This is a genomic window from Micromonospora sp. NPDC005252, assembly GCF_042872475.1.
GTDB lineage: Bacteria > Actinomycetota > Actinomycetes > Mycobacteriales > Micromonosporaceae > Micromonospora.
Genome location: NZ_JBIAKN010000016.1, coordinates 24,313 through 43,807, shown reverse-complemented (window position 1 = coordinate 43,807; position 19,495 = coordinate 24,313). Strand labels below are relative to the sequence as shown.

Below are 19,495 nucleotides of genomic sequence, written 5' to 3'. Positions count from 1 at the left end.
GACACCCGCCCTCCGTCGGCGTCCGTGGGATCCCTGACCGCCACCCATTCCCATCACCCTCCACCACCGAAGAGGAATCCATGGACGTGAAGAGAAGGCTGAGCCGTTCGCTGGCCGCCGCGGGGACCCTGCTGGTCCTCGTCGCCGGGGCCGGCGTCTACGTGGTCTCCGAGACGCCCGGCGTCGCCCGGGCCGCCGGCACCGGCCCGTGCGACATCTACGCCTCCGGCGGCACGCCGTGCGTGGCCGCGCACAGCACCACCCGAGCCCTGTACGGGGCGTACAACGGCCCGCTCTACCAGGTCCGCCGCTCGTCGGACAACACCACCCGCGACGTCGGCGTGCTCACTGCCGGCGGCGTCGCCAACGCCGCCACGCAGGACACGTTCTGCGCCAACACGAGCTGCGTGATCACGGTCATCTACGACCAGTCCGGCCGCAACAACCGCCTCACCCAGGCGCCTCCGGGCGGCTTCACCGGCCCCGCCGCCGGCGGGTACGACAACCTCGCCGACGCGAAGGCGGCACCGGTCACCATCGGCGGTCAGAAGGCGTACGGCGTCTACATCGCCCCCGGCACCGGCTACCGCAACAACAACACCAACGGCGTCGCGACCGGCGACCAGCCCGAGGGCATCTACGCGGTCGTCGACGGCACGCACTACAACCAGTGGTGCTGTTTCGACTACGGCAACGCGCAGACCAACGTCCAGGCCGACGAACGCGCCATCATGGAGACCGTCTACTTCGGCGCCAACAAGCAGTGGGGCTACGGAGCAGGGGCGGGCCCCTGGATCATGGCCGACCTGGAGTGGGGGCTCTTCTCCGGGGTGAACGCGGGCTACAACAACATCGCGTCCATCAACCACCGCTTCGTGACCGCCATGGTCAAGGGCGAGCCGAACCACTGGGCGATCCGGGGTGGGAACGCGCAGTCGGGCGGCCTGACCACCTACTTCGACGGTCGACGCCCCAACGGCTACAACCCCATGAAGAAGGAGGGGGCCATCCTGCTCGGTATCGGCGGCGACAACAGCATCACCGGCCGGGGCACCTTCTTCGAGGGTGTGTTGACGTCCGGCTACCCGTCGGCCGCCACCGAGGACGCCGTGCAGGCCAACATCGCCGCTGCCGCCTACACCCCCGCCACCGGTGGCAACCCGCAGCAGAACGTCCAGGTCGTGGGCGCGCAGTCCGGCCGCTGCGTCGACGTACCGAACGGCACCACCACCAACGGCACCCAGGTGCAACTGTGGGACTGCATCAGCAACAGCACCGCCCAACGCTGGACCTACACCGCCGCAAAGCAGATCCAGGTGTACGGCAACAAGTGCCTCGACGCCAACGGCCAGGGCACCACCAACGGCACCCAGGTCATCATCTGGGACTGCCACGGCGGCACCAACCAGCAGTGGAACGTCAACGCGAACGGTTCCATCACCGGCGTCCAGTCCGGGCTCTGCCTCGACGCCAACGGCGCCGCCACCGCCAACGGCACGAAGGTCATCCTCTGGGCCTGCAACGGGCAGCAGAACCAGCAGTGGGCCCTGCGTAGCTGATCAGGCCGCCTGTCGGGCCGTCTCCGGGTCGTCACCACGACCCGGAGGCGGCACGCTCGCGCCGGGTCAGCGGGCCTCCGGGTCGAGGCCGAGTACGGCTCGTCCGCCGTCCACCGGCAGCGTCACCCCGTTGACGAAGCTCGCCGCCGGCGACAGCAGGTACGCGACCGCCTCCGCCACCTCGTCCGCGCGCCCGATCCGGCCCACCGGATGCAGCCGGGTCAGCTCGGCGTCGATCCACTCGGCCTGGGACGGCTCCTGCGCGGCGAGGAACTCGGCGTGCCGCTCGGTGGCGATCGAGCCGAGCGCGACGGCGTTGGCGCGGATACCGTGCCGCCCGTACTCGACGGCCAGCGCCCGGGTCAGCCCCTCCACGGCGGCCTTCGCCGTGGCGTACGGCAGGGCGCCCGACACCGGCCGGCGGGCCTGGTGCGACGAGACGTTCACGATGGCCCCGCCCGTGCCGGCGGCCAGGAACCGGCGGACCGCCACCGCCGCGCCCACCACGGCCGGGCGCAGGTTCAGCCCGATCAGGTCCAGGACGGTGTCGGCCGACGCCGAGTGCAGCGCCGCGTCCCGGAACACCGCCGCGTTGTTCACCCAGCCGGTGAGACGGCCGGCGCGCTCCGCCACCTCGGCGGCGTGCTCGGCCACCCGCTCGTCGCCGGCGTCGCCGACCACCGGCAGCAGGCGGTCGGCGGCCGGGTGCCCGGCCAGCCAGTCCACCGCCTCGGCGTCGCGCTCCACGACGACGACTGTGACGCCGGTCGTCACCAGCCGTTGCACCACGGCCCGGCCGACGCCACGGCCGCCACCGGTCACCACGCACGTGGTGGCCACCGGCTCAGCCGTCCGATCGGCGGTGCACGACCACGCACGCCAGCCCCGGCCCGGCGTGCGCGGCGACCACCGCGCCCGCCTCGGAGACGTACGTGTCGTGCAGCCGTGCACCGAGTCGCTCGGTGAGCGCGGCGAGCAGCGCCTCGGCACGTTCCGGCGCGGCCAGGTGGTGTACGCCGAGGTCCACGTCGTCGTCGCCGGCGGCCTCGACGGCCAGGTCGACGAGACGGGCCACTCCCCGGCTGGCGGTACGCACCTTCTCGCGCAGCACGATCGCCCCGTCCGGCATGTGCATGATCGGCTTGACCGACAGGGCGGTGCCGAACAGCGCCTCGGCCGCGTTGATCCGGCCACCCCGGCGGAGGAACTCCAACGTGTCGACGTAGAACCAGACGGTGGTCCGAGCGACGGAGGCGAGCGCCGCGTCGCGTACACCGGCGAGGTCTGCCCCGGCCTCGGCGGCCGCGGCGGCCGCGATGGCCGGGAAGCCGAGCCCCATGCCGGCGGATCGGCTGTCGACGACCTCGACCCGACCGTCGAAGTCGGCAGCGGCCAGCCGGGCCGCCTCGACGGTGCCGGACAGGCCGGCGGACAGGTGTACCGAGACGACGCCGTCGGCGCCGTCGTCCAAGAGGCGGCGGTACGTCCGTGCGAACTGCTCGGGGGCCGGGCGGGAGGTGCTGGCCGAGACCCGCCGCTCGCGCAGCGCCCTGGTGGCGTCGGCGGGCTGGGTCTCCACCCCCTCCAGACCCTCCGCGCCGTTGAGCACGACGGTCAGCGGAACGACGGTCAGCCGGTGCCGCCGCACCAGCTCGGGCGGAAGGTAGGCGGTGGAGTCGGTGACGACCGCGACGGGCATGCCCGGCACGCTAGCCGATCACGACGGGATACGCCGAGGCGCGAGCGCGCCGGCCGCGGGCGGGAACGGCGCTCAGACCGCGTCGACGACGGCCGGGGCGGTGACCAGGCCGACGTTGTGCCCCCGTAGCTGCCAGCCTCGAACGTCGTCGTGCCGCAGCTCGGACCAGTGGCAGTTGGCCAGCGAGCCGATGGTGCGCAGCACGCCGGAGGGCCAGCCGAGCAGGTGGCCGACGCCCTGGCGGGAGCCACCGCCGTGGGTCGCGATGACCGCGGTCCCGCCGGGGGCCACGTCGGCCGCCGCCAGGAACGCCGCGGCGACCCGCTCGCCGAGGGCGTCCAGCGGCTCCAGGTCCGCCCCCGGGGCGGGGTCGCCAGCCCGCCAGCGGGCGTACTCGGCGGGGAAACGCTCGGCGACCTCGGTGAGGTGCAGGCCCTGCCACTGGCCGAAGTGCCGCTCGCGCAACCGGGCGTCGGTGCGGACCGGCAGCCCGGTCAGCGCGGCCAAGGCCGCCGCGGTCTCCGCGGCGCGGCTCAGGTCGCTGGACACGATGGCGTCGGGACGCAGCGACGCGAGCAGCGGGGCGGCGACGCGGGCCTGGTCGCGGCCCAGCTCGTTGAGGGGTACGTCGGTCTGCCCCTGGACGCGGTTGGCGGCGTTCCAGTCGGTGTTGCCGTGCCGCCAGACGATCAGCCGGGTCATTCGGCTGCGGCGGTCCCGCCGGCGTCGGCCTCGACCAGGTCGCGGTCGACGAACGGGATGGTGGGGCAGTCCTTCCAGAGGCGGTCGAGCCCGTAGAACTCGCGCTCCTCGGTGTGCTGGACGTGCACCACGATGTCGACGTAGTCGAGCAGCACCCAGCGGCCGCCCCGCTCACCCTCGCGCCGGATCGGCTTGGCCTTCTCCGGAAGCTCCAGCAGGCGCTCCTCGATGGCGTCGACGATGGCGAGCACCTGACGCTCGTTGGGGGCGGCGGCGAGCAGGAACGCGTCGGTGATGGCGAGCTGGTCGCCGACGTCGATGATCGCGATGTCCTGCGCCTTCTTGTCGGCGGCGGCCTGGGCGGCTGCCATTGCCAGCTCGTGCGCGCGTTCGGAAACTGTCACCGTTCTCCTTCGATCAGGCGTGCGATCCACCAAGCGTCTCACACCCGGCGAGGTCACGACCCGTCAGTTCTGGTCGATTAGACGTACGGAACGGTGCATACCGGACGTGATCAGGGCTGATAGAGGCGTCGCTTGGCGATGTACTGCACCACACCGTCGGGCACCAGATACCAGACCGGTTCGCCCCGGGCGACCCGGGCGCGGCAGTCGGTCGACGAGATGGACATCGCGGGCACCTGGATCAGGCTGACCGTGTCCGCCGGAAGGTGCTCGTCGGTCAGCGGGAAGCCGGGGCGGGTCACCCCGATGAAGTGGGCCAGCTCGAAGATCTCGTCCAGGTCCTTCCAGGACAGGATGCGTTGCAGCGCGTCCGCGCCGGTGATGAAGAACAGCTGCACCTTGGGGCCGTACTCGGCCTGAAGGTCGCGCAGGGTGTCGACGGTGTAGGTCGGCCCGCTGCGGTCGATGTCGACCCGACTGACCTGGAACCGGGGGTTGGAGGCGGTGGCGATGACCGTCATGAGGTACCGGTCCTCGGCGGGGCTGACCGGTTCGTCAGCCTTCTGCCATGGCTGCCCGGTCGGGACGAACACCACCTCGTCCAGGCCGAACCGGTCCGCCACCTCACTGGCCGCGACGAGGTGCCCGTGGTGGATCGGGTCGAAGGTGCCGCCCATGATCCCGATCCGCCGGATATCTTCCTCCACCCCGTGATCGTAGGCCGGGCATCGTGGCCGGCCACTCCGGCCCGGCGCGCGAGGGGGTCGCCAGGCGACCGATCCCGCGCATATACTCGTCTACGAGTAATTGTCGGCGAGTAAGGGGACGTCATGCCGAAGCGGCGCAAGGTCGGCAACCTGCTGGCACTGGCCGTGCTCTCCGCCCTCGTCCAGCGGCCCATGCACCCCTACGAGATGGCAAGCACCCTGCGCGCCTGGGGCAAGGACCAGGACATGGAGATCAAGTGGGGCTCCTTCTACACGGTCATCCGCAACCTGGACAAACACCAGTTGATCGCCGCGGTGGAGAGCGTCCGCGAGGGCCGACGCCCGGAACGCACCGTCTACCGGATCACCGACGCGGGGCGGGCCGAGCTGGTCGACTGGGCGCGCGAGCTGGTCGCCACGCCGATGCCGGAGCATCCCCGCTTCCGGGCCGGCCTGTCCGTCCTCGCCGCCCTGCATCCCGACGAGGCCACCGACCTGCTCCGGCAGCGACTCGACCGGCTGGACGACGCGCTCCGCCGGGACCGCGAGACGCTCGACGCCCACCTGCGGGAGATCCCCCGGCTGTTCCTGGTGGAGTCGGAGTACGACCTGGCCATGCGAGCCGCTGAGGCGACCTGGCTGCGGGCCCTGCTCGCCGAGCTGACCTCGGGCAGCTACCCGGGGCTGGACACGTGGCGGGCCTTCCACGAGACCGGCGAGATGCCGGCCGAGCTGATCGAGCTGGCCGAGAGGACCAGCAGCGACCCCGACAACGCCGACTGAGAAGACAGCTCCGGCGGGGTGCGCCAACACCCCGCCGGAGCCCTACCTCGAACCGACACCTGAGCAGGCACCCGGCCCGAAGCGGCAGTCATGAGGATAACCGGGTTCCCTCCCAGGTCGGTTCGCACGCACGCACCCGACGACACCCAGGGAGAGAGCATGACCACGGTACGAACCGCGATCGTCATCGGCGGCGGCATCGCCGGCCCGGTGACGGCGCTCGCGCTACACCGCGCCGGCATCACCGCCACCGTTCACGAGGCGTACCCGGCGACCGCCGCCGGGGTGGGCGGCATCGGCGGCACCCTCGCGCTCGCGCCCAACGGCGTGGCCGCCCTGCGGGCGGTCGGCGCGGACGAGGCGGTGACGGCGATCGCCACCCCGATCGACCGCACCGTCATGGCCGTCGGCCGTCGGCGCATCGACCTGCCCACCTTGGCCGGAGTGCCGCCGCTGCGCGTGGTGCACCGGGCCGAGCTGCACCGGGTTCTGCACGACCGGGCGGTCGCCGAGGGCGTCGCCTTCGCGTACGGCCGGCGGCTGGTCGCCGTCGAGCAGACCGACAGCGGCGTGACCGCGCGCTTCGAGGACGGCAGCACGGCCACCGCCGACGTCCTGGTCGGCGCGGACGGCATCCGGTCCACGGTCCGTGGCCTCATCGACCCGGCCGCGCCCGGCCCCCGGTTCACCGGGCTGCTCGGCTTCGAGGCGGTCGCCCGGCACGAGGTGAGCGCCGAGGCGGGCACGATGACGTTCGCGTTCGGGCGACGTGGCTACTACCTGTACTGGCCGGAGCCCGGCGGCGGCACCCGCTGGGGGGCCAACCTGCCGCAGCAGCGGCCGATGAGCCTCGTCGAGGCCCGCACGGTGCCGGCGGAGCAGTGGCTGGACACGCTGCGCACCACCTACGGCGACGACGACCCGGGCGGGGAGCTGATGGCCACCAGCAACGCCGACGAACTCCAGGTCGTCGGGTCGTTGCAGATCATGCCGCCCGTGCCGCACTGGCACCGGGGCCGGATGGTGCTGGTCGGCGACGCGGCGCACGCGCCGTCGAACAGCTCCGGGCAGGGCGCCTCGCTCGCCATCGAGAGCGGGGTGCAGCTCGCCCGCTGCCTGCGGGACCTGCCCGACGTGGCGTCGGCGTTCGACGCGTACGTGCGGCTGCGCCGTACCCGGGTCGAGAAGGTCGCCGCCCGCGCGGCGCGGATCAACCACACCAAGGCCCCGGGGCCGGTCGCGCGGACGCTGATGCCGCTGCTGATGCCGCTGCTCGTGCGCACGGCGATGGACCCGGAACGGACCATCGCCCACGAGCAGCGCCACGTCATCGACTTCGACGCCCCGGTGACGGCGGAGCCCGCGCTGCGCTGACCGCAGGGCGCGGGGTGGCCGGGCCGCCCCGCGCCCTGCCGGCACCGAATCGTCTCGGCGGCCCGGCCTCAGGCTGCCGCCGTGACCCCGCCTCAGGCTGCGGCGGCGGCCACCGCCGTCCGGGCGACGAGCGCGCGCCGCAGGTCGTCGTCCGTGTCGGTGACCACCCGGCGCAGGCCCGGGGTCAGGTCGTCGCGGGCCAGCAGCGCCGCGGCCGCCTCCCGGGTCGGCTGCGCCACGGCGTAGTGGGGAAACGCCAGCTTCGCCACCCGGTCGGCCGTCCACGCGGTACGCCGACGCGCGGCGGCCGGCATCTCCGTGAAGTACCGCTCGACGTACGCGGCGGTCAGGTCGGCCTGCTCGGGCTGCCAGAACCCCTCGGCCGTCGCCTCCAGCAGCCGGTTGGACAGCTCGGTGTCGCGCACGATGATCTCCCATGCCGCCTGCTTGGCGGCCGGGTCGGGCAGAGCGGCCCGGCAGCGGGCGACCCGTTCCGCGCCGGTGGAGCTGACGTCGGCGGCCGCCTCGGCGGCGATCTCCGCCTCCCCGGCCGCGCCCAGCACCACGAGCCGGCGCAGCACCGCCCACCGCAGCTCGGCGTCGACCTTCAGCCCCGGCGGTACGTCCCGGCCGGCGAGCCAACCGACGAGCAGGTCCGTGTCGGTGGTCGCGGCGATCCAGCCGCGCGCGGCGGCGAGCTGCAACGACTCCCCCGCCGTGGCGCCGTCCAGCAGCTGTCGGCAGGCCAGGGCGACCCGGGCCAGCGCCGCCGAACGGGCCAGCGGGTCGAGGTAGCGGTCCACCAGGGACCGGCTGAGGGTCAGCACGTCCTCCGCGATGATCACCTCGGTCTCGGCCGGCAGCGCCGCGACCATCAGGTCGACGAGGCCGCTGACCGGCCGTTCACCGTCGGTCACCGCGTCCAGTGCCTCGCTCCAGAGCACCGCCCGGGTGAGCGGGTCGGCCAGGCCCGGCAGGACCAGCGCGACGGCGTCCGCCGACGCCGGGTCGAGGCGCACCTTGGCGAAGGTGAGGTCACCGTCGTTGAGCAGCAGCACCCGGGCCGCCGGCTCGCCGGTCAACGCGCCGAGCACGGTCCGACCACCGTCGACGGCCGGGTCGAGATCCACCTCGTCGCGCCGCACCGTGCCGTCCGCCGCGTACCGGCCCACACCGATGCGGTGCGGACGCAGCACCGGATGCGACTCGGGCGCGGTCTGCACCACGGCGACCTCGGTGTAGCGGCCGTCGGCGTCGACGGCGACCTCGGCGCGCAGCGTGTTGACCTGCGGCTGGCGCAGCCACAGCTCGGCCCATCCGGACAGGTCCCGGCCGCTGGCCGTGCCCAGGCTGGCCAGCAGGTCGGCGAGGGTGGCGTTGCCGAAGCGGTGCGCGGCGAAGTGCGCGTTCAGGCCGGCGAGGAACGCCTCGTCGCCGAGCCACGCCACGAGCTGCCGCAGCACGGAGGCGCCCTTGGCGTACGAGATGCCGTCGAAGTTGAGCAGGGCCTCGTCGGCGTCGGCCACCTCCGGCGGGGCGACCGGGTGGGTGGAGGGGCGCTGGTCCGCCGCGTACCCCCAGGCCTTGCGGCGCATGGCGAACGTGGTCCACGACTGGTCGAAGCGGGTCGCCCCGGCGGTGACCCGGGTGCCCAGGTACTCGGCGAACGACTCGTTGAGCCACAGGTCGTCCCACCAGCGCATGGTGACCAGGTCACCGAACCACATGTGCGCCATCTCGTGGGCGATGGTGGTGGCCCGCAGCTCGCGCTGGGTGTCGGTGACCGCCGAGCGGAACACGTAGTCGTCGCGGAAGGTGACGATGCCCGGATTTTCCATCGCCCCGGCGTTGAACTCGGGGACGAACGCCTGGTCGTACTTGCCGAACGGGTAGCGCTCGGTGAAGAGCTGGTGGAACCGGTCCAGGCACTGCCCGGTGACGGTGAAGATCTCCTCGGCGTCGGCGTCGAGGTGCTCGGCGAGCGACCGTCGACAGTAGAGGCCCAGCGGCACACCATCGTGCTCGGCCCGCCGGACGTGGTACGGCCCGGCGATCAGCGAGAAGAAGTACGTCGCCAGCGGCGCGGTCGGGGCGAACTCCCAGCGCCCCGGGGCCGGGGTGGCGACCACCTCGGCGTTGCCGGAGACGGTCCACTGCGGCGGCGCGGTGACCGTGAGGGTGAACGGGGCCTTGAGGTCGGGCTGGTCGAACGCGGCGAAGATGCGCTGGGCGTTGTCGAGGAACGACATCGCGTAGAGATAGGTCTCGCCGTCGGCCGGATCGACGAAGCGGTGCAGCCCCTCCCCGGCGTTGGAGTACGCCATCTCCGCCTCGACGAACAGGGTGTTCGTCTCGGCGAGGTCGGCCAGCGGCAGTCGGTTGTCGGTCAACGTGCCGGGGTCGACGTCGCGGTCGTTGAGGCGTACCGCGAGGAGGTTGGCGGGCTTGACCTCGGCGAAGGTCGCGGTGCCGGGGGTCGCCCGGAACCGGATCTCGACGCGGGAACGGAACAGGTCCCCGTCGCCGGTCAGGTCGAGGTCCACCTGATAGGACTCGACAGTAATCGCCGCGCCACGCGCGGTCGCCTCTACACGGGTCAGGCTCGGCATCCGCTTATCCTGCCCGATGGGGATCGGCACGCGGTCCCCAGACGGCCCCCGCACTGGAGGAAAGAACCATGGCGCAGCACCCCAAGGGCGATTTCGACCTCTCCCGGGCCGTCTGGCAACGGGCCGAGGGGGACACCTCGGAGAGCGCCGTCGAGGTCGCGTTCGTCGACGATCTGATCGGGATGCGCAACTCCGCCGAGCCGGAGGGCCCCGTGCTCGTCTTCACCCAGGCCGAGTGGGACGCGTTCGTCGCGGGCGCGCAGGACGGCGAGTTCGACCTGGACTGATCACCCGGCGGGGGGGGGGGGGGGGGGGACCGCCCCCCCCCCCCCGCCCCCCGGCCCCCGACCCCCCCCCCCCCCCCCGCCCCCCCCGCCCCCCCCCCGGGGGGGGGGGGGCGCCCCGCCCCCCCCCCCCCCCCCCACGCCAGGTCAGGCATCACCGTCGCCCCAGCCGAGACCGCCGGGACCCGGCGCGTGGTGGAAGCCCGGATGCTCGGCGACATCGACGCAACGCTCCCCGTCCGGGCCGACCGCGCCACAGAACAGCCGCTCGGCCCGGTGCCACGCGTCGGCCGGTGACAGGGCCGCCGCACCGAGGGCCACCTCCGGGCGAAGCAGGCTCAGCGCCTCCGCGTACGCCACCGCCTGCTCGCGGGCGTCGGCCGCGCCCGGCGCGGTGAAGCCCAGGTGCACGGTGAAGAACCGGCGCGGCCGCAACGGCCGACCGGGCGGGCCGATCAGTGGGCGCAGAGCACGACCCGCGCCCGTCGCCGCGACCGCCCGCCGTTGCCGCCAGTGCGGCGCCCTGTTGTCGTGCATTCGCCCTCCCCGTGGTCGTGGCCATCGGCCCACCGAGGGCCGCACCGGCCGACCGGTGCTGCCGGCTCACGGCGGCCCCACCAGCTGAGCAAACCAGGTTCCGCCGCCCGTGGGAGGGGCCAGCCGACGCGCTGTCGCCGCGGGGATTCAGCGGCGGCAACACGGGTAGACGCAGCGCGACGGCGACGCCGGCCACCGCTCGCACCCGAGGAGACCCGATGGCGACCATGCCGGCCGACCGCACGCCGGACAGCACCCTCGCGCTGCTCCGCGCCGGCTACCGGTTCATCGGTGAGCGCTGCGAGCGGTACGGCAGCGACGTCTTCCAGGCCCGCATCCTGCTCGCACCGACCATCTGCCTGCGGGGCCGGCCAGCCGCGATGCTCTTCTACGACAACGAGCGCTTCCAGCGCGACAGCGCGATGCACCTGCGGGTGCAGCGGACGCTCACCGGCCGGGGTGGCGTGCAGGGGCTGGACGGATCGGAGCACTCCGACCGCAAGGCCATGCTCATGTCGATCATGACGCCGACGGCCATCCAGCGCCTCGGGCAGCTCTTCGACGACGAGTGGCGGGCGCGGATCCCCGCCTGGGAGGCGGCCGGGCCGGTGCCGCTCTACGACGAGCTGGGCCGCCTGCTGACCCGGGCGGTCTGCGCCTGGGCCGGGGTGCCGCTGGCCACGTCGCAGGTCACCCGCCGCGCCGTCGAACTGCACGCCATGATCGAGGGCCCGGCGGTCGTCGGCCCACGGCACTGGCGGGGCCTGCTCGCCCGCCGTCGCGCCGAACGCTGGCTCGGCGACCTCGTCGAACGGGCCCGGACCGGCATCCACCCGCCGCCGGCCGGCAGCCCGCTTGAGATCGTGGCCGAGCACCGCGACGCGCGCGGGGCGCTGCTCCCCCGCCGGGCCGCCGCCGTCGAACTGCTCAACCTGCTGCGCCCGGTGGTCGCCGTGGACCGGTACATCGTCTTCGCCGCGCTCGCCCTGCGCGACCATCCCGGCTGGCGGGAGAGGGTCCACGGTGACGACGAGGCCACCGAGCAGTTCGTCCAGGAGGTACGTCGCTACTACCCGTTCTTCCCGATGGCCGCCGCCCGGGTCCGGCGCTCGTTCGACTGGGAGGGCCACCACTTCCCCCGAGGACGGCGGGTGCTGCTCGACCTCTACGGCACCAACCACCACCCGGCGCTCTGGCCCGAACCGGAGCTGTTCCGTCCCGAGCGGTTCGCCGGCCGCCGTGTGGACCCATTCGAGCTGGTCCCGCAGGGCGGCGGCGACCACACCACCGGGCACCGCTGCGCCGGCGAGTGGATCACCATCGACCTGATGAAGCGGGCGGTCACGAACCTGACCGGCGGTATGCGCTACGAGGTCCCGCCGCAGGACCTGACCCTGGACCTGCGGCGCATGCCCGCGCTGCCGCCCAGCGGCCTGACCCTCACCAACATCCGCCGCGCCTGACCCCGTCGCCGGTTTGGATCGAGGCAGGGCGGGCACGTGCAGCGGGCGGCCCGCCCACCGCCGGCCGCGGACCGCCTGCCCAGGAGGCGCCGATGCCCTTCCCGGCCGCCGGTGACGCCGCCCGGCGAGCCGGGCACGACAACACCGGCACACCGCCGACCACCCTGCCGCCGGCCGTCCTGCCGATGGCGTACGTGCTGCCGCTGCGCTGGCACACCGACAGCGGTCTGGACGAGCTGACCGGCTACCTGCGCCGGCTGAGCGGCCTGGTCGAGGTGCTCGTCGTCGACGGGTCACCGCCGGAGCTCTTCGCCCGGCACGCGGTGGCCTGGCAGGGGCTGGTCCGGCACCTGCCGCCCGATCCCGCCGGGCGAGGGCACAACGGCAAGGTGGTCGGGGTGCACACCGGCGTTGACGCGGCACACCACGAACACGTGGTCATCGCCGACGACGACGTCCGGTACGACGAGGCCGGGCTGCGCGCCGTGCACCGGCTGCTGGGCCGGGTCGACCTGGTCCGGCCGCAGAACTACTTCGACCCACTGCCCTGGCACGCCTGGTGGGACACCGGGCGGACGCTGCTCAACCGGGCGCTCGGAGACGACTACCCCGGCACCCTCGCGGTGCGCCGCAGCACGTTCCTCGCCATGGGCGGGTACGACCCGGACGTGCTCTTCGAGAACCTGGAGCTGATCCGCACCGTACGCGCGTACGGCGGTGTCCAGGTCGCGCCGCCCTGGCTGTACGTACGCCGGCTGCCGTCGGACGCGACGCACTTCCGGGGCCAGCGGGTCCGCCAGGCGTACGACGATCTGGCCCAGCCGGCCCGCCTGCTGACCGCGCTCGCGGTCCTGCCGGCGCTGGCCGCGGCGGTCGCGGCGCGGCGGCCCCGGCTGCTGCTCGGCACGGCGGCAACTGTCGTCGCCGTGGCCGAGGTGGGCCGCCGCCGCGCCGACGGCGGGACCGTCTTCCCACCGAGCACCTCGCTGGCCGCCCCACTCTGGCTGCTCGAACGTGGCATCTGCAGCTGGCTGGCGGTCGCCCAGCGCCTCCTGCTCGGCGGAGTCCGCTACGGCAACACCCGTATCCGCCAGGCCGCTCGCCGACCCGGCCGACGCGGGCGCTGATCAGGCGTCCGCGCCGCCGCTGCACCGCGACCGCGTCGGGGCGCGGGTGGACATGCGACAGCTCGCGGCCACCGGGGTGACCGCGAGCTGTCGCCGATTGCGGTGGGCTCAGGAACTGACCTGCTGGCGGGCCTGCTGGGCCTGGTCCTTGACGTCCTGGGCGGCCGACCGGCCGTCGTCCTTGACCGCGTGCACGGCGTCCTGGGTGGTGGACTTCACCGACTCGGCGGCGTGCTGGGCCGGCTCGCGCAGCTCGTCCTTGAGCTCGCTGGCCACCTCGCCCAGCTTCTCCTTCACGGCGCCGCTGTGCTCGCTGACCTTGTCCTTGACCTGAGCGGCGGCCTGCTGCTCCCGGCGGGAGGCCGGGATCAGCGAGGAGGCCAGCCAGCCGACCCCGAAGGCGATCAGGCCGGCGGCCAGCGGGTTGCCCTGCGACTTCTGCCGGATGACCCGGGGCGCGCTGTGGGCGGCGTCGCTGACCGAGGAGGCCGCCGAGTGCGCGGCGTCGCTGACGCTGGAAGCCGCCGAGGAGGCACGGTCACCCACCGAGTGGGCGGCGTGTCCGGTGCCGTGGCCGAGGTCAGACGCGGTTCCCATGACCTTGTCCCTCACATTCTGCAGCGCGGAACGGGCCCGCTGCTTGCGGTCGTCGACGATGCGGCTCGGGCTGACCTTGTACGCCAGCGCGTCCACATCGGAGCTGAGGCTGTTGCGGGTGGCCTCGATCTCCCGGCGGATCTGGTCGGGATCGGTGCTCATCGGGTGACTCCCTCCGGGTGGGGCTTGAGCGCGTCGGGGATCCGCTGCACGCTGTCGTTGGTCTGCTTGAGCCCGCGTACGTGCTGGGCGTTCTTCTTGGCCATCGAGTAGAGGACGGCGGCGACCACGGCCCAGATGACGGCCACGATCAGCGCGGCCAGGCCGGAGTCCATGACGTTGTCCAGGAACTGCCACACGGCGATGGAGACGAACAACGCCACCATGTAGCCGCCGAAGCCAGCGCCGCCGAAGAGGCCCGCGGCCTTGCCGGCCTTCTTGCCCTCCTGGCGGATCTCGGCCTTGGCCAGCTCGACCTCCTGGCGCATCAGCGTCGACAGGTCGGTGGTGACCTGACGCATCAGGTCACCGAGCGAGCTGCCCTTCACCTCCGCCGCGGTGTGCGGGGCACCCGCGTCGGGGTGGTAACCGGAGTCCAGGCCGGACCCCTGCGTCGGCATGGTCATGCCGTCGCCTCCCTTCGGATGACTCGGCGCCTCACGGGCGGGGGCTGCCGCTGGACGGCACGCCCGGCAGCGGGTCGGTCTGGGTCACCGGCGGCAGCGGCTGACCGGTGCTGGCCGGCTCGGTGTAGCCGTCCGGACGGGTCGGGTCGCTGTAGCCGCCGGGCGTCGGGTCGCTGTAGCCGCCGGAGGTCGGCTCGGTGTACGTCCCGGGGGTCGGGTCGAGGTAGCCGCCCGCCGGGGTGGTGTCCGCGGTCGTGCGGGGTGCCGGCGGCGGCGTGGGGATCACCGCGGTCTGCTCCGGGTCGTACGCCCCGTTGCCGCGGTAGCCCGCGGAGCCGTTGCCGGAGTGGTCGCCGGAGTCGGAGATGCCGCGGGTCAGGCGGCCGGCCAGCACGCCGAGCACCGCCGCGCCGACCAGGAAGGTGCCCGGGTTGCGCCGCGCGTAGTCGCGTACCTCGTTGATCAGGTCGCCCGGCTCGCGCTCCTCCAGCCAGCCGGCCACACCGTGCACCCGGTCGGCGGCCTGGCGGGCCAGCTCGCTCACCGGGCCGGACTGGCCACCCTGCTCGGCCATGGTGCGCATCTCGTCGGCGATCGACCGCAGTCCGCCGGCGGCCCGGCGCTGCTGCTCACCGGTCTGGCTGGCGAGCTGAGTGCGGGCCTCGCCGTAGAGGTTGCGGGCCTGCCGGGCGGCCTCGCGGCCGACCTCGGTGCCCTGCTCCTTCGCGGTCTGGGCGACCGCGCCACCGGCGTGCGCCGCCTCGGACCCGACGTGCCGGGCCTGCTCGCGGACGCCGCCGCCGTTGGTGGACTCGTGCCCGTACGTGGAAGACGTGGGTGACACTTCGTAAGTCATGATTTCCCTTCCGCTCGGAAAGTCGTCGCGGTTGTGCTGGGGGGATGCGGCCGTGACGCAGTGGCCGCTGACAACTCACCTACCCTGCGTTTCGGCTTCCATACCTGTTCGTGCATTTCTCTGCGCGGCCGGTGGGATCGACTTCAAAATGGAGGATCGTCGGGCTGCGTCACGTCGCCGCTGCGGACAGCGAGGTTCGCGGGACCGGCAGATCCACGAAAAGGGGGCAGGGATGGCACGAGACGCGCGAGGTGGCCGACCTGCTGCCTCCCGACCCCGGGTGCAGGTGGTCGCGCTTGTCGTGGCCGGGGTCTTCCTGCTGATCGGAATCCTCGGCTACATCCCCGGCATCACCACCGACTACGGCGAGCTGACCTTCGCCGGGCACCACTCGGACGCCAAGCTGCTCGGGCTGTTCCAGGTGTCGATCCTGCACAACGCGGTGCACCTGCTGTTCGGGCTGGTGGGCCTGGTGCTGGCCCGCAGCGTCGCCGGCGCCCGGCTCTTCCTGGCCGGCGGCGGCGCGATCTACCTGGCCCTCTGGCTGTACGGCCTGGGGATCGAGGCGGTCGACCCCGAGGCCGGAGCGAACATCCTGCCGGTCAACGACGCCGACAACTGGCTGCACCTCGCCCTCGGCTTCGGCATGCTCGCGCTCGGGCTGTTGCTGTCCAACCAGGTGGGCACCGGTGGGCGCCTGGACACCCCGATCGACCGGCCTTGACCTGCCGATTCACGGCGCCTGACCGCCACCGCGGGCGAGCGACCCGTCGCCGTCAGGCCGCGACCGGGAGCCGCTTGGCGAAACAGACGCTGTACGGGTTGCCGACGTACTCCCCGTACACCGGGACCGGCTCGTAGCCGCACGAGGTGTACAGCCCGATGGCCGCCGGCAGGTACGTGCCGGTCTCCAGGCAGACCACCGTGTGCCCCTGCCGGAACGCGCACTCCTCCAACGCGGCGAGCAGTTGGCGGGCGATGCCCCGGCCCCGGTACGCGGGCCGGACGTACATCCGCTTGACCTCGCCGGTGACGGCGTCGAGCGACTGGAGCCCGCCGCAGGCGACCGCCCGGCCGTGCACCACCACCGCCAGGTAACGGATGTCGTCGTGGGCGACGGTGACCTGCCCGTCCAGCCCGCCGTCGGCCTCGCGCAGCTCACGCTGCTGGGCGACGACCAGGGCGGCGATCTCGGGATCGGTGGCGGGCCGCGACTCGATCAGCATCACCCCACGCTAGGCGGGGTGGATTTCGCGCAGGTTTCCGGCAGTCGTCCCGATCACGGAGAGCAACGGGCTACTCGGCGTCGTCCTCGTCCTCGATGTCCTCGACGTCGTCGTCGGACGAGTCCGCGCCCACCTCGTCCGCCGAGCGCACCCGGCGGGCCTTGCGGGCGGCGAGCCGCTCCGCCGCCGAGGCCCGGTTCGACTTCTCCTCCAGGCGGACGTCGGTGCCCCGGTTGCCGGGCGCGAACTCCACACCCGCGTACAGCGTCGGCTGCCAGTCGAACTCGCGCTCACCGATCCGGACCAGGTCACCGGGCTGGGCGCCGGCCTTGGCGAGCTTGTCCTCCACGCCGAGCCGGGCCAGCCGGTCGGCGAGGTAGCCGACCGCCTCGTCGTTGTCGAAGTTGGTCTGCTTGACCCACCGCTCCGGGCGTACGCCGCGGACGGTGAACGAGCCGTCGGCCTCGGCCGTGATGGTGAAGCCGGCGTCGTCCACGGCCATCGGCCGGATCACGATCCGGGTCGGCTCGGCCGGCGGCGCCGCCTTGCGCTCCGCCTCGACCAGCTCGGCCATCGCGTACGTCAGCTCCTTGAGCCCCTCCCGGGTGGCCGCGGAGACCTCGAACACGCGGTAGCCGCGCTCCTCCAGATCCGGGCGGACGATCTCGGCGAGGTCCCGGCCGTCCGGCACGTCGACCTTGTTCACGGCCACCAGCCGTGGGCGGTCGGTCAGCCCGCCGTACTGGCTCAGCTCGGCCTCGATGGCGTCGATGTCGGCGACCGGGTCGCGGCCGGGCTCCAGGGTCGCCGAGTCGATGACGTGCACCAGCACCGCGCAGCGCTCGATGTGCCGCAGGAACTCCAGGCCCAGGCCCTTGCCGGTGGCCGCGCCCGGGATCAGGCCCGGCACGTCGGCGACGGTGAAGGTGTGGTTGTCCATCCGGACCACACCGAGGTTGGGCACCAGGGTGGTGAACGGGTAGTCGGCGATCTTCGGCTTCGCGGCGGAGATCACCGAGATCAGCGACGACTTACCGGCCGACGGGAAGCCCACCAGGCCCACGTCGGCGACGCTCTTCAGCTCCAGCACGATGTCCAGCTGGTCGCCGGGCTCGCCCAGCTCGGCGAAGCCGGGAGCCTTGCGCTTGGCGTTGGCCAGCGAGGCGTTGCCGCGCCCGCCGCGCCCGCCCCGGGCCACCTCGAAGGTGGTGCCGGCGCCGACCATGTCGGCCAGCACGGTGCCGTCGGTGGTCTGGACCACCGTGCCGTTGGGCACCTTCAGCACCAGGTTGTGGCCGTTGGCCCCGTCCCGGTTCGACCCGGCGCCGCCCTTGCCGTTGTCGGCCTTGACGTGCGGGTGGAAGTGGAAGTCGAGCAGCGTGGTCACCTGCGGGTCGACCACCAGCGACACGCTGCCGCCGTGCCCGCCGTTGCCGCCGTCCGGCCCGCCGAAGGGCTTGAACTTCTCGCGGTGGATCGAGACACAACCGTGCCCACCATCGCCGGCCTGCAGATGCAGGACGACCCGGTCAACGAACGTCGCCACGGCGTCAATCCTTCCAGCGAGGTCCACCTCGCACTTCGTGAAAAAGGCTAAGCGGGCCGGGACCCGGAGGTCCGCGGCCCGCTTAAGCCCGAGAGCTACTGCTGCGGAACGATGCTGACGGTCTTGCGACCGCGCTTGGTGCCGAACAGGACCGCACCGGCGGACAGCGCGAAAAGCGTGTCGTCGCCGCCACGGCCGACCAGGTCACCGGGGTGGAACTTGGTGCCACGCTGCCGGATGATGATCTCACCGGCGCTGACGACCTGACCACCGAAGCGCTTCACGCCGAGTCGCTGGGCCGCGGAGTCACGACCGTTACGCGAGCTGGACGCACCCTTTTTGTGAGCCATTGGAGGACGACCTACTTCCCGCTGGAGATGCCGGTCACCTTGACCTGGGTCAACGGCTGGCGGTGACCCTGGCGCTTGTGGTAGCCGGTCTTGTTCTTGAACTTGTGGATCCGGATCTTCGGGCCCTTGGTGTGCGCGGCGATCTCGCCGGACACCGCGACCTCGGCAAGCTTCGCCGCGTCGGTCACCAGGTCGTCACCGTCGACGAGGAGCACCGCGGTGAGCTTCACCGCGTCACCGGGGGCACCGGTGAGCTTCTCGACCTCGATCACGTCGCCCTCGGCGACCTTGTACTGCTTGCCGCCGGTCTTGACGATCGCGTACATCGGAGGCGGACTCCCTGTCGTTGAGGCTGCTGGCGGTCGTCCCCGCGGCGGCTCGCCGGGTAGCAGTGCACGGCGGCGCGGGCACACGGGAACTCGGCACACCAAAGGTGGGCCGCAGGCAAGAGTACGCCATTGCCGGCCCGGACCCCAAACCGGCCCGCCCTGGTCAGCGGGCGCAGAGCTGGTCGAGGCGCTGCTGGAGCCGGTCCAGCTCGGTCTCGTCGATCGACTCGACGTCCGCGCCGAGTGCGGCGACCTCCGTGCCGAGGTCACTGAGCAACGTCTTGAGCTGCGGATCGGTGGACCGCGCCGACTGCTCCCGCAGCGCGGCCCGCCACCCGGCCAGCGCCGTCTGCGCCCTCGTGCGGGCCGCATCGGCGGTGGCGGTGTCCCCCGCACCCACCGCCGCGACCATCCGGCCCAGCTCCGCCACGTACTCCCGGACGGCGGTGGCGCCGGCCTGCTGCGCCTCGGCGCACACCTGCCGATTGTCGCCCGCGACACCGCCACCCACCGGCGTACCGGTCGACCCGCCGGGAGCGCCTCCGGACCCGGCGGCCGGGCCGGAAGCCCCGGCGGTCGCGCCGGTCGGGCCCGCATCGACCGACCGGTCGGCGGAGCAGGCGGCTCCGACGGCGAGCACGGCCCCCAGCACGGTGACGGCGAGCAGGCGAGGCATCTTCTTCTCCTGACCGGGGGGCGACCGCTCCCGGCCCGGGG

Annotated in this window: 22 protein-coding genes; 7 read left to right on the top strand and 15 right to left on the bottom strand. The window is 73.1% G+C overall.

Annotated features, from left to right (window positions below):
• Positions 1-80 precede the first annotated feature (80 nt).
• Positions 81-1,559 carry an arabinofuranosidase catalytic domain-containing protein gene (locus ACFYPH_RS28430; protein WP_387186069.1) on the top strand — a complete coding sequence of 493 codons (1,479 nt, stop codon included), beginning with the start codon at positions 81-83 and terminating at the stop codon, positions 1,557-1,559.
• 66 nt (positions 1,560-1,625) lie between these two features.
• Here the strand turns inward: ACFYPH_RS28430 and ACFYPH_RS28425 are convergent, their stop codons facing one another.
• The 5 genes from ACFYPH_RS28425 to nadD form a co-directional block, all read right to left on the bottom strand.
• A complete protein-coding gene (locus tag ACFYPH_RS28425; RefSeq protein ID WP_354857946.1) occupies positions 1,626-2,399 on the bottom strand; it encodes an SDR family oxidoreductase in 774 nt (257 codons plus the stop codon).
• Between the two features lie 4 nt (positions 2,400-2,403).
• Entirely contained in the window at positions 2,404-3,258 is an 855-nt protein-coding gene (locus tag ACFYPH_RS28420) for a DegV family protein (protein WP_354857943.1), read from the bottom strand.
• Between the two features lie 72 nt (positions 3,259-3,330).
• Positions 3,331-3,960, bottom strand: a complete 630-nt coding sequence (locus ACFYPH_RS28415) for a histidine phosphatase family protein (RefSeq protein WP_387186065.1) — start codon at positions 3,958-3,960, stop codon at positions 3,331-3,333.
• On the bottom strand, positions 3,957-4,364 hold the full coding sequence (rsfS, locus tag ACFYPH_RS28410) for a ribosome silencing factor (protein ID WP_354857937.1): 408 nt from the start codon (positions 4,362-4,364) through the stop codon (positions 3,957-3,959). The genes ACFYPH_RS28415 and rsfS overlap by 4 nt, the downstream gene beginning before the upstream one ends.
• 110 nt (positions 4,365-4,474) lie before the next feature.
• On the bottom strand, positions 4,475-5,071 hold the full coding sequence (nadD, locus tag ACFYPH_RS28405; protein ID WP_203178711.1) for a nicotinate-nucleotide adenylyltransferase: 597 nt from the start codon (positions 5,069-5,071) through the stop codon (positions 4,475-4,477).
• A gap of 123 nt (positions 5,072-5,194) precedes the next feature.
• On the opposite strand from nadD, the gene ACFYPH_RS28400 reads away from it, so the two are divergent.
• Together ACFYPH_RS28400 and ACFYPH_RS28395 are read left to right on the top strand one after the other, a co-directional pair.
• Entirely contained in the window at positions 5,195-5,854 is a 660-nt protein-coding gene (locus tag ACFYPH_RS28400) for a PadR family transcriptional regulator (RefSeq protein ID WP_355067046.1), read from the top strand.
• A 159-nt stretch (positions 5,855-6,013) separates the two neighbouring features.
• Complete coding sequence (locus ACFYPH_RS28395) at positions 6,014-7,228, top strand: FAD-dependent monooxygenase (RefSeq protein WP_387186060.1); 1,215 nt, start codon at positions 6,014-6,016, stop codon at positions 7,226-7,228.
• 92 nt (positions 7,229-7,320) lie between these two features.
• Here ACFYPH_RS28395 and pepN read toward each other — a convergent pair whose 3' ends face one another.
• The gene (gene pepN / locus ACFYPH_RS28390) at positions 7,321-9,837 is read right to left on the bottom strand and encodes an aminopeptidase N (protein ID WP_387186058.1); all 2,517 of its coding nucleotides are present in this window, start codon (positions 9,835-9,837) and stop codon (positions 7,321-7,323) included.
• 68 nt (positions 9,838-9,905) lie between these two features.
• Between pepN and ACFYPH_RS28385 the strand changes: the two genes are divergently transcribed.
• A complete protein-coding gene (locus ACFYPH_RS28385; RefSeq protein ID WP_007464035.1) occupies positions 9,906-10,124 on the top strand; it encodes a DUF397 domain-containing protein in 219 nt (72 codons plus the stop codon).
• A gap of 144 nt (positions 10,125-10,268) precedes the next feature.
• Here ACFYPH_RS28385 and ACFYPH_RS28380 read toward each other — a convergent pair whose 3' ends face one another.
• Positions 10,269-10,658 carry a hypothetical protein gene (locus ACFYPH_RS28380; protein WP_387186055.1) on the bottom strand — a complete coding sequence of 130 codons (390 nt, stop codon included), beginning with the start codon at positions 10,656-10,658 and terminating at the stop codon, positions 10,269-10,271.
• 218 nt (positions 10,659-10,876) lie between these two features.
• Here ACFYPH_RS28380 and ACFYPH_RS28375 point away from each other — a divergent pair, with 218 nt between their 5' ends.
• Both ACFYPH_RS28375 and ACFYPH_RS28370 read left to right on the top strand, forming a co-directional pair.
• Entirely contained in the window at positions 10,877-12,121 is a 1,245-nt protein-coding gene (locus ACFYPH_RS28375) for a cytochrome P450 (protein WP_354857922.1), read from the top strand.
• A 92-nt stretch (positions 12,122-12,213) separates the two neighbouring features.
• Positions 12,214-13,248, top strand: a complete 1,035-nt coding sequence (locus ACFYPH_RS28370; protein WP_387186051.1) for a glycosyltransferase — start codon at positions 12,214-12,216, stop codon at positions 13,246-13,248.
• A gap of 108 nt (positions 13,249-13,356) precedes the next feature.
• On the opposite strand, the gene ACFYPH_RS28365 is transcribed toward ACFYPH_RS28370, so the two are convergent.
• Genes ACFYPH_RS28365 through ACFYPH_RS28355 form a run of 3 tightly spaced genes read right to left on the bottom strand, consistent with a single transcriptional unit; the run spans position 13,357 to position 15,327 of the window.
• A complete protein-coding gene (locus tag ACFYPH_RS28365; protein ID WP_363940116.1) occupies positions 13,357-14,007 on the bottom strand; it encodes a DUF3618 domain-containing protein in 651 nt (216 codons plus the stop codon).
• A complete protein-coding gene (locus ACFYPH_RS28360; protein ID WP_354857914.1) occupies positions 14,004-14,471 on the bottom strand; it encodes a phage holin family protein in 468 nt (155 codons plus the stop codon). The genes ACFYPH_RS28365 and ACFYPH_RS28360 overlap by 4 nt, the downstream gene beginning before the upstream one ends.
• A 31-nt stretch (positions 14,472-14,502) precedes the next feature.
• The gene (locus tag ACFYPH_RS28355) at positions 14,503-15,327 is read right to left on the bottom strand and encodes a hypothetical protein (protein WP_387186047.1); all 825 of its coding nucleotides are present in this window, start codon (positions 15,325-15,327) and stop codon (positions 14,503-14,505) included.
• A 232-nt stretch (positions 15,328-15,559) separates the two neighbouring features.
• Here ACFYPH_RS28355 and ACFYPH_RS28350 point away from each other — a divergent pair, with 232 nt between their 5' ends.
• On the top strand, positions 15,560-16,051 hold the full coding sequence (locus tag ACFYPH_RS28350; protein ID WP_354857909.1) for a DUF4383 domain-containing protein: 492 nt from the start codon (positions 15,560-15,562) through the stop codon (positions 16,049-16,051).
• Between the two features lie 52 nt (positions 16,052-16,103).
• Here ACFYPH_RS28350 and ACFYPH_RS28345 read toward each other — a convergent pair whose 3' ends face one another.
• From ACFYPH_RS28345 to ACFYPH_RS28325, 5 genes are all read right to left on the bottom strand, one after another.
• Complete coding sequence (locus ACFYPH_RS28345; RefSeq protein ID WP_354857907.1) at positions 16,104-16,553, bottom strand: GNAT family N-acetyltransferase; 450 nt, start codon at positions 16,551-16,553, stop codon at positions 16,104-16,106.
• 70 nt (positions 16,554-16,623) lie between these two features.
• Positions 16,624-18,099 carry a GTPase ObgE gene (obgE, locus tag ACFYPH_RS28340; protein ID WP_354857905.1) on the bottom strand — a complete coding sequence of 492 codons (1,476 nt, stop codon included), beginning with the start codon at positions 18,097-18,099 and terminating at the stop codon, positions 16,624-16,626.
• A gap of 95 nt (positions 18,100-18,194) precedes the next feature.
• Positions 18,195-18,449 (bottom strand): 50S ribosomal protein L27, encoded by a 255-nt coding sequence (gene rpmA, locus ACFYPH_RS28335; protein WP_007464062.1) that lies wholly within the window; start codon positions 18,447-18,449, stop codon positions 18,195-18,197.
• Positions 18,450-18,460: 11 nt separating this feature from the next.
• On the bottom strand, positions 18,461-18,775 hold the full coding sequence (gene rplU / locus ACFYPH_RS28330) for a 50S ribosomal protein L21 (RefSeq protein ID WP_007464063.1): 315 nt from the start codon (positions 18,773-18,775) through the stop codon (positions 18,461-18,463).
• A gap of 166 nt (positions 18,776-18,941) precedes the next feature.
• Complete coding sequence (locus ACFYPH_RS28325) at positions 18,942-19,454, bottom strand: hypothetical protein (protein ID WP_387186042.1); 513 nt, start codon at positions 19,452-19,454, stop codon at positions 18,942-18,944.
• Between the last annotated feature and the right edge of the window lie 41 nt (positions 19,455-19,495).

Coding starts and splice junctions, on each gene's coding strand:
- ACFYPH_RS28380 (WP_387186055.1), bottom strand. CDS start 10,658: ATGCACGACAACAGGGCGCCGCACTGGCGGCAACGGCGGGCGGTCGCG.
- ACFYPH_RS28370 (WP_387186051.1), top strand. CDS start 12,214: ATGCCCTTCCCGGCCGCCGGTGACGCCGCCCGGCGAGCCGGGCACGAC.
- ACFYPH_RS28325 (WP_387186042.1), bottom strand. CDS start 19,454: ATGCCTCGCCTGCTCGCCGTCACCGTGCTGGGGGCCGTGCTCGCCGTC.
- ACFYPH_RS28395 (WP_387186060.1), top strand. CDS start 6,014: ATGACCACGGTACGAACCGCGATCGTCATCGGCGGCGGCATCGCCGGC.
- rplU (WP_007464063.1), bottom strand. CDS start 18,775: ATGTACGCGATCGTCAAGACCGGCGGCAAGCAGTACAAGGTCGCCGAG.
- ACFYPH_RS28350 (WP_354857909.1), top strand. CDS start 15,560: ATGGCACGAGACGCGCGAGGTGGCCGACCTGCTGCCTCCCGACCCCGG.
- ACFYPH_RS28360 (WP_354857914.1), bottom strand. CDS start 14,471: ATGACCATGCCGACGCAGGGGTCCGGCCTGGACTCCGGTTACCACCCC.
- ACFYPH_RS28420 (WP_354857943.1), bottom strand. CDS start 3,258: ATGCCCGTCGCGGTCGTCACCGACTCCACCGCCTACCTTCCGCCCGAG.
- ACFYPH_RS28385 (WP_007464035.1), top strand. CDS start 9,906: ATGGCGCAGCACCCCAAGGGCGATTTCGACCTCTCCCGGGCCGTCTGG.
- ACFYPH_RS28375 (WP_354857922.1), top strand. CDS start 10,877: ATGGCGACCATGCCGGCCGACCGCACGCCGGACAGCACCCTCGCGCTG.
- ACFYPH_RS28345 (WP_354857907.1), bottom strand. CDS start 16,553: ATGCTGATCGAGTCGCGGCCCGCCACCGATCCCGAGATCGCCGCCCTG.
- ACFYPH_RS28415 (WP_387186065.1), bottom strand. CDS start 3,960: ATGACCCGGCTGATCGTCTGGCGGCACGGCAACACCGACTGGAACGCC.
- ACFYPH_RS28365 (WP_363940116.1), bottom strand. CDS start 14,007: ATGAGCACCGATCCCGACCAGATCCGCCGGGAGATCGAGGCCACCCGC.
- ACFYPH_RS28430 (WP_387186069.1), top strand. CDS start 81: ATGGACGTGAAGAGAAGGCTGAGCCGTTCGCTGGCCGCCGCGGGGACC.
- ACFYPH_RS28355 (WP_387186047.1), bottom strand. CDS start 15,327: ATGACTTACGAAGTGTCACCCACGTCTTCCACGTACGGGCACGAGTCC.
- ACFYPH_RS28400 (WP_355067046.1), top strand. CDS start 5,195: ATGCCGAAGCGGCGCAAGGTCGGCAACCTGCTGGCACTGGCCGTGCTC.
- rpmA (WP_007464062.1), bottom strand. CDS start 18,449: ATGGCTCACAAAAAGGGTGCGTCCAGCTCGCGTAACGGTCGTGACTCC.
- pepN (WP_387186058.1), bottom strand. CDS start 9,837: ATGCCGAGCCTGACCCGTGTAGAGGCGACCGCGCGTGGCGCGGCGATT.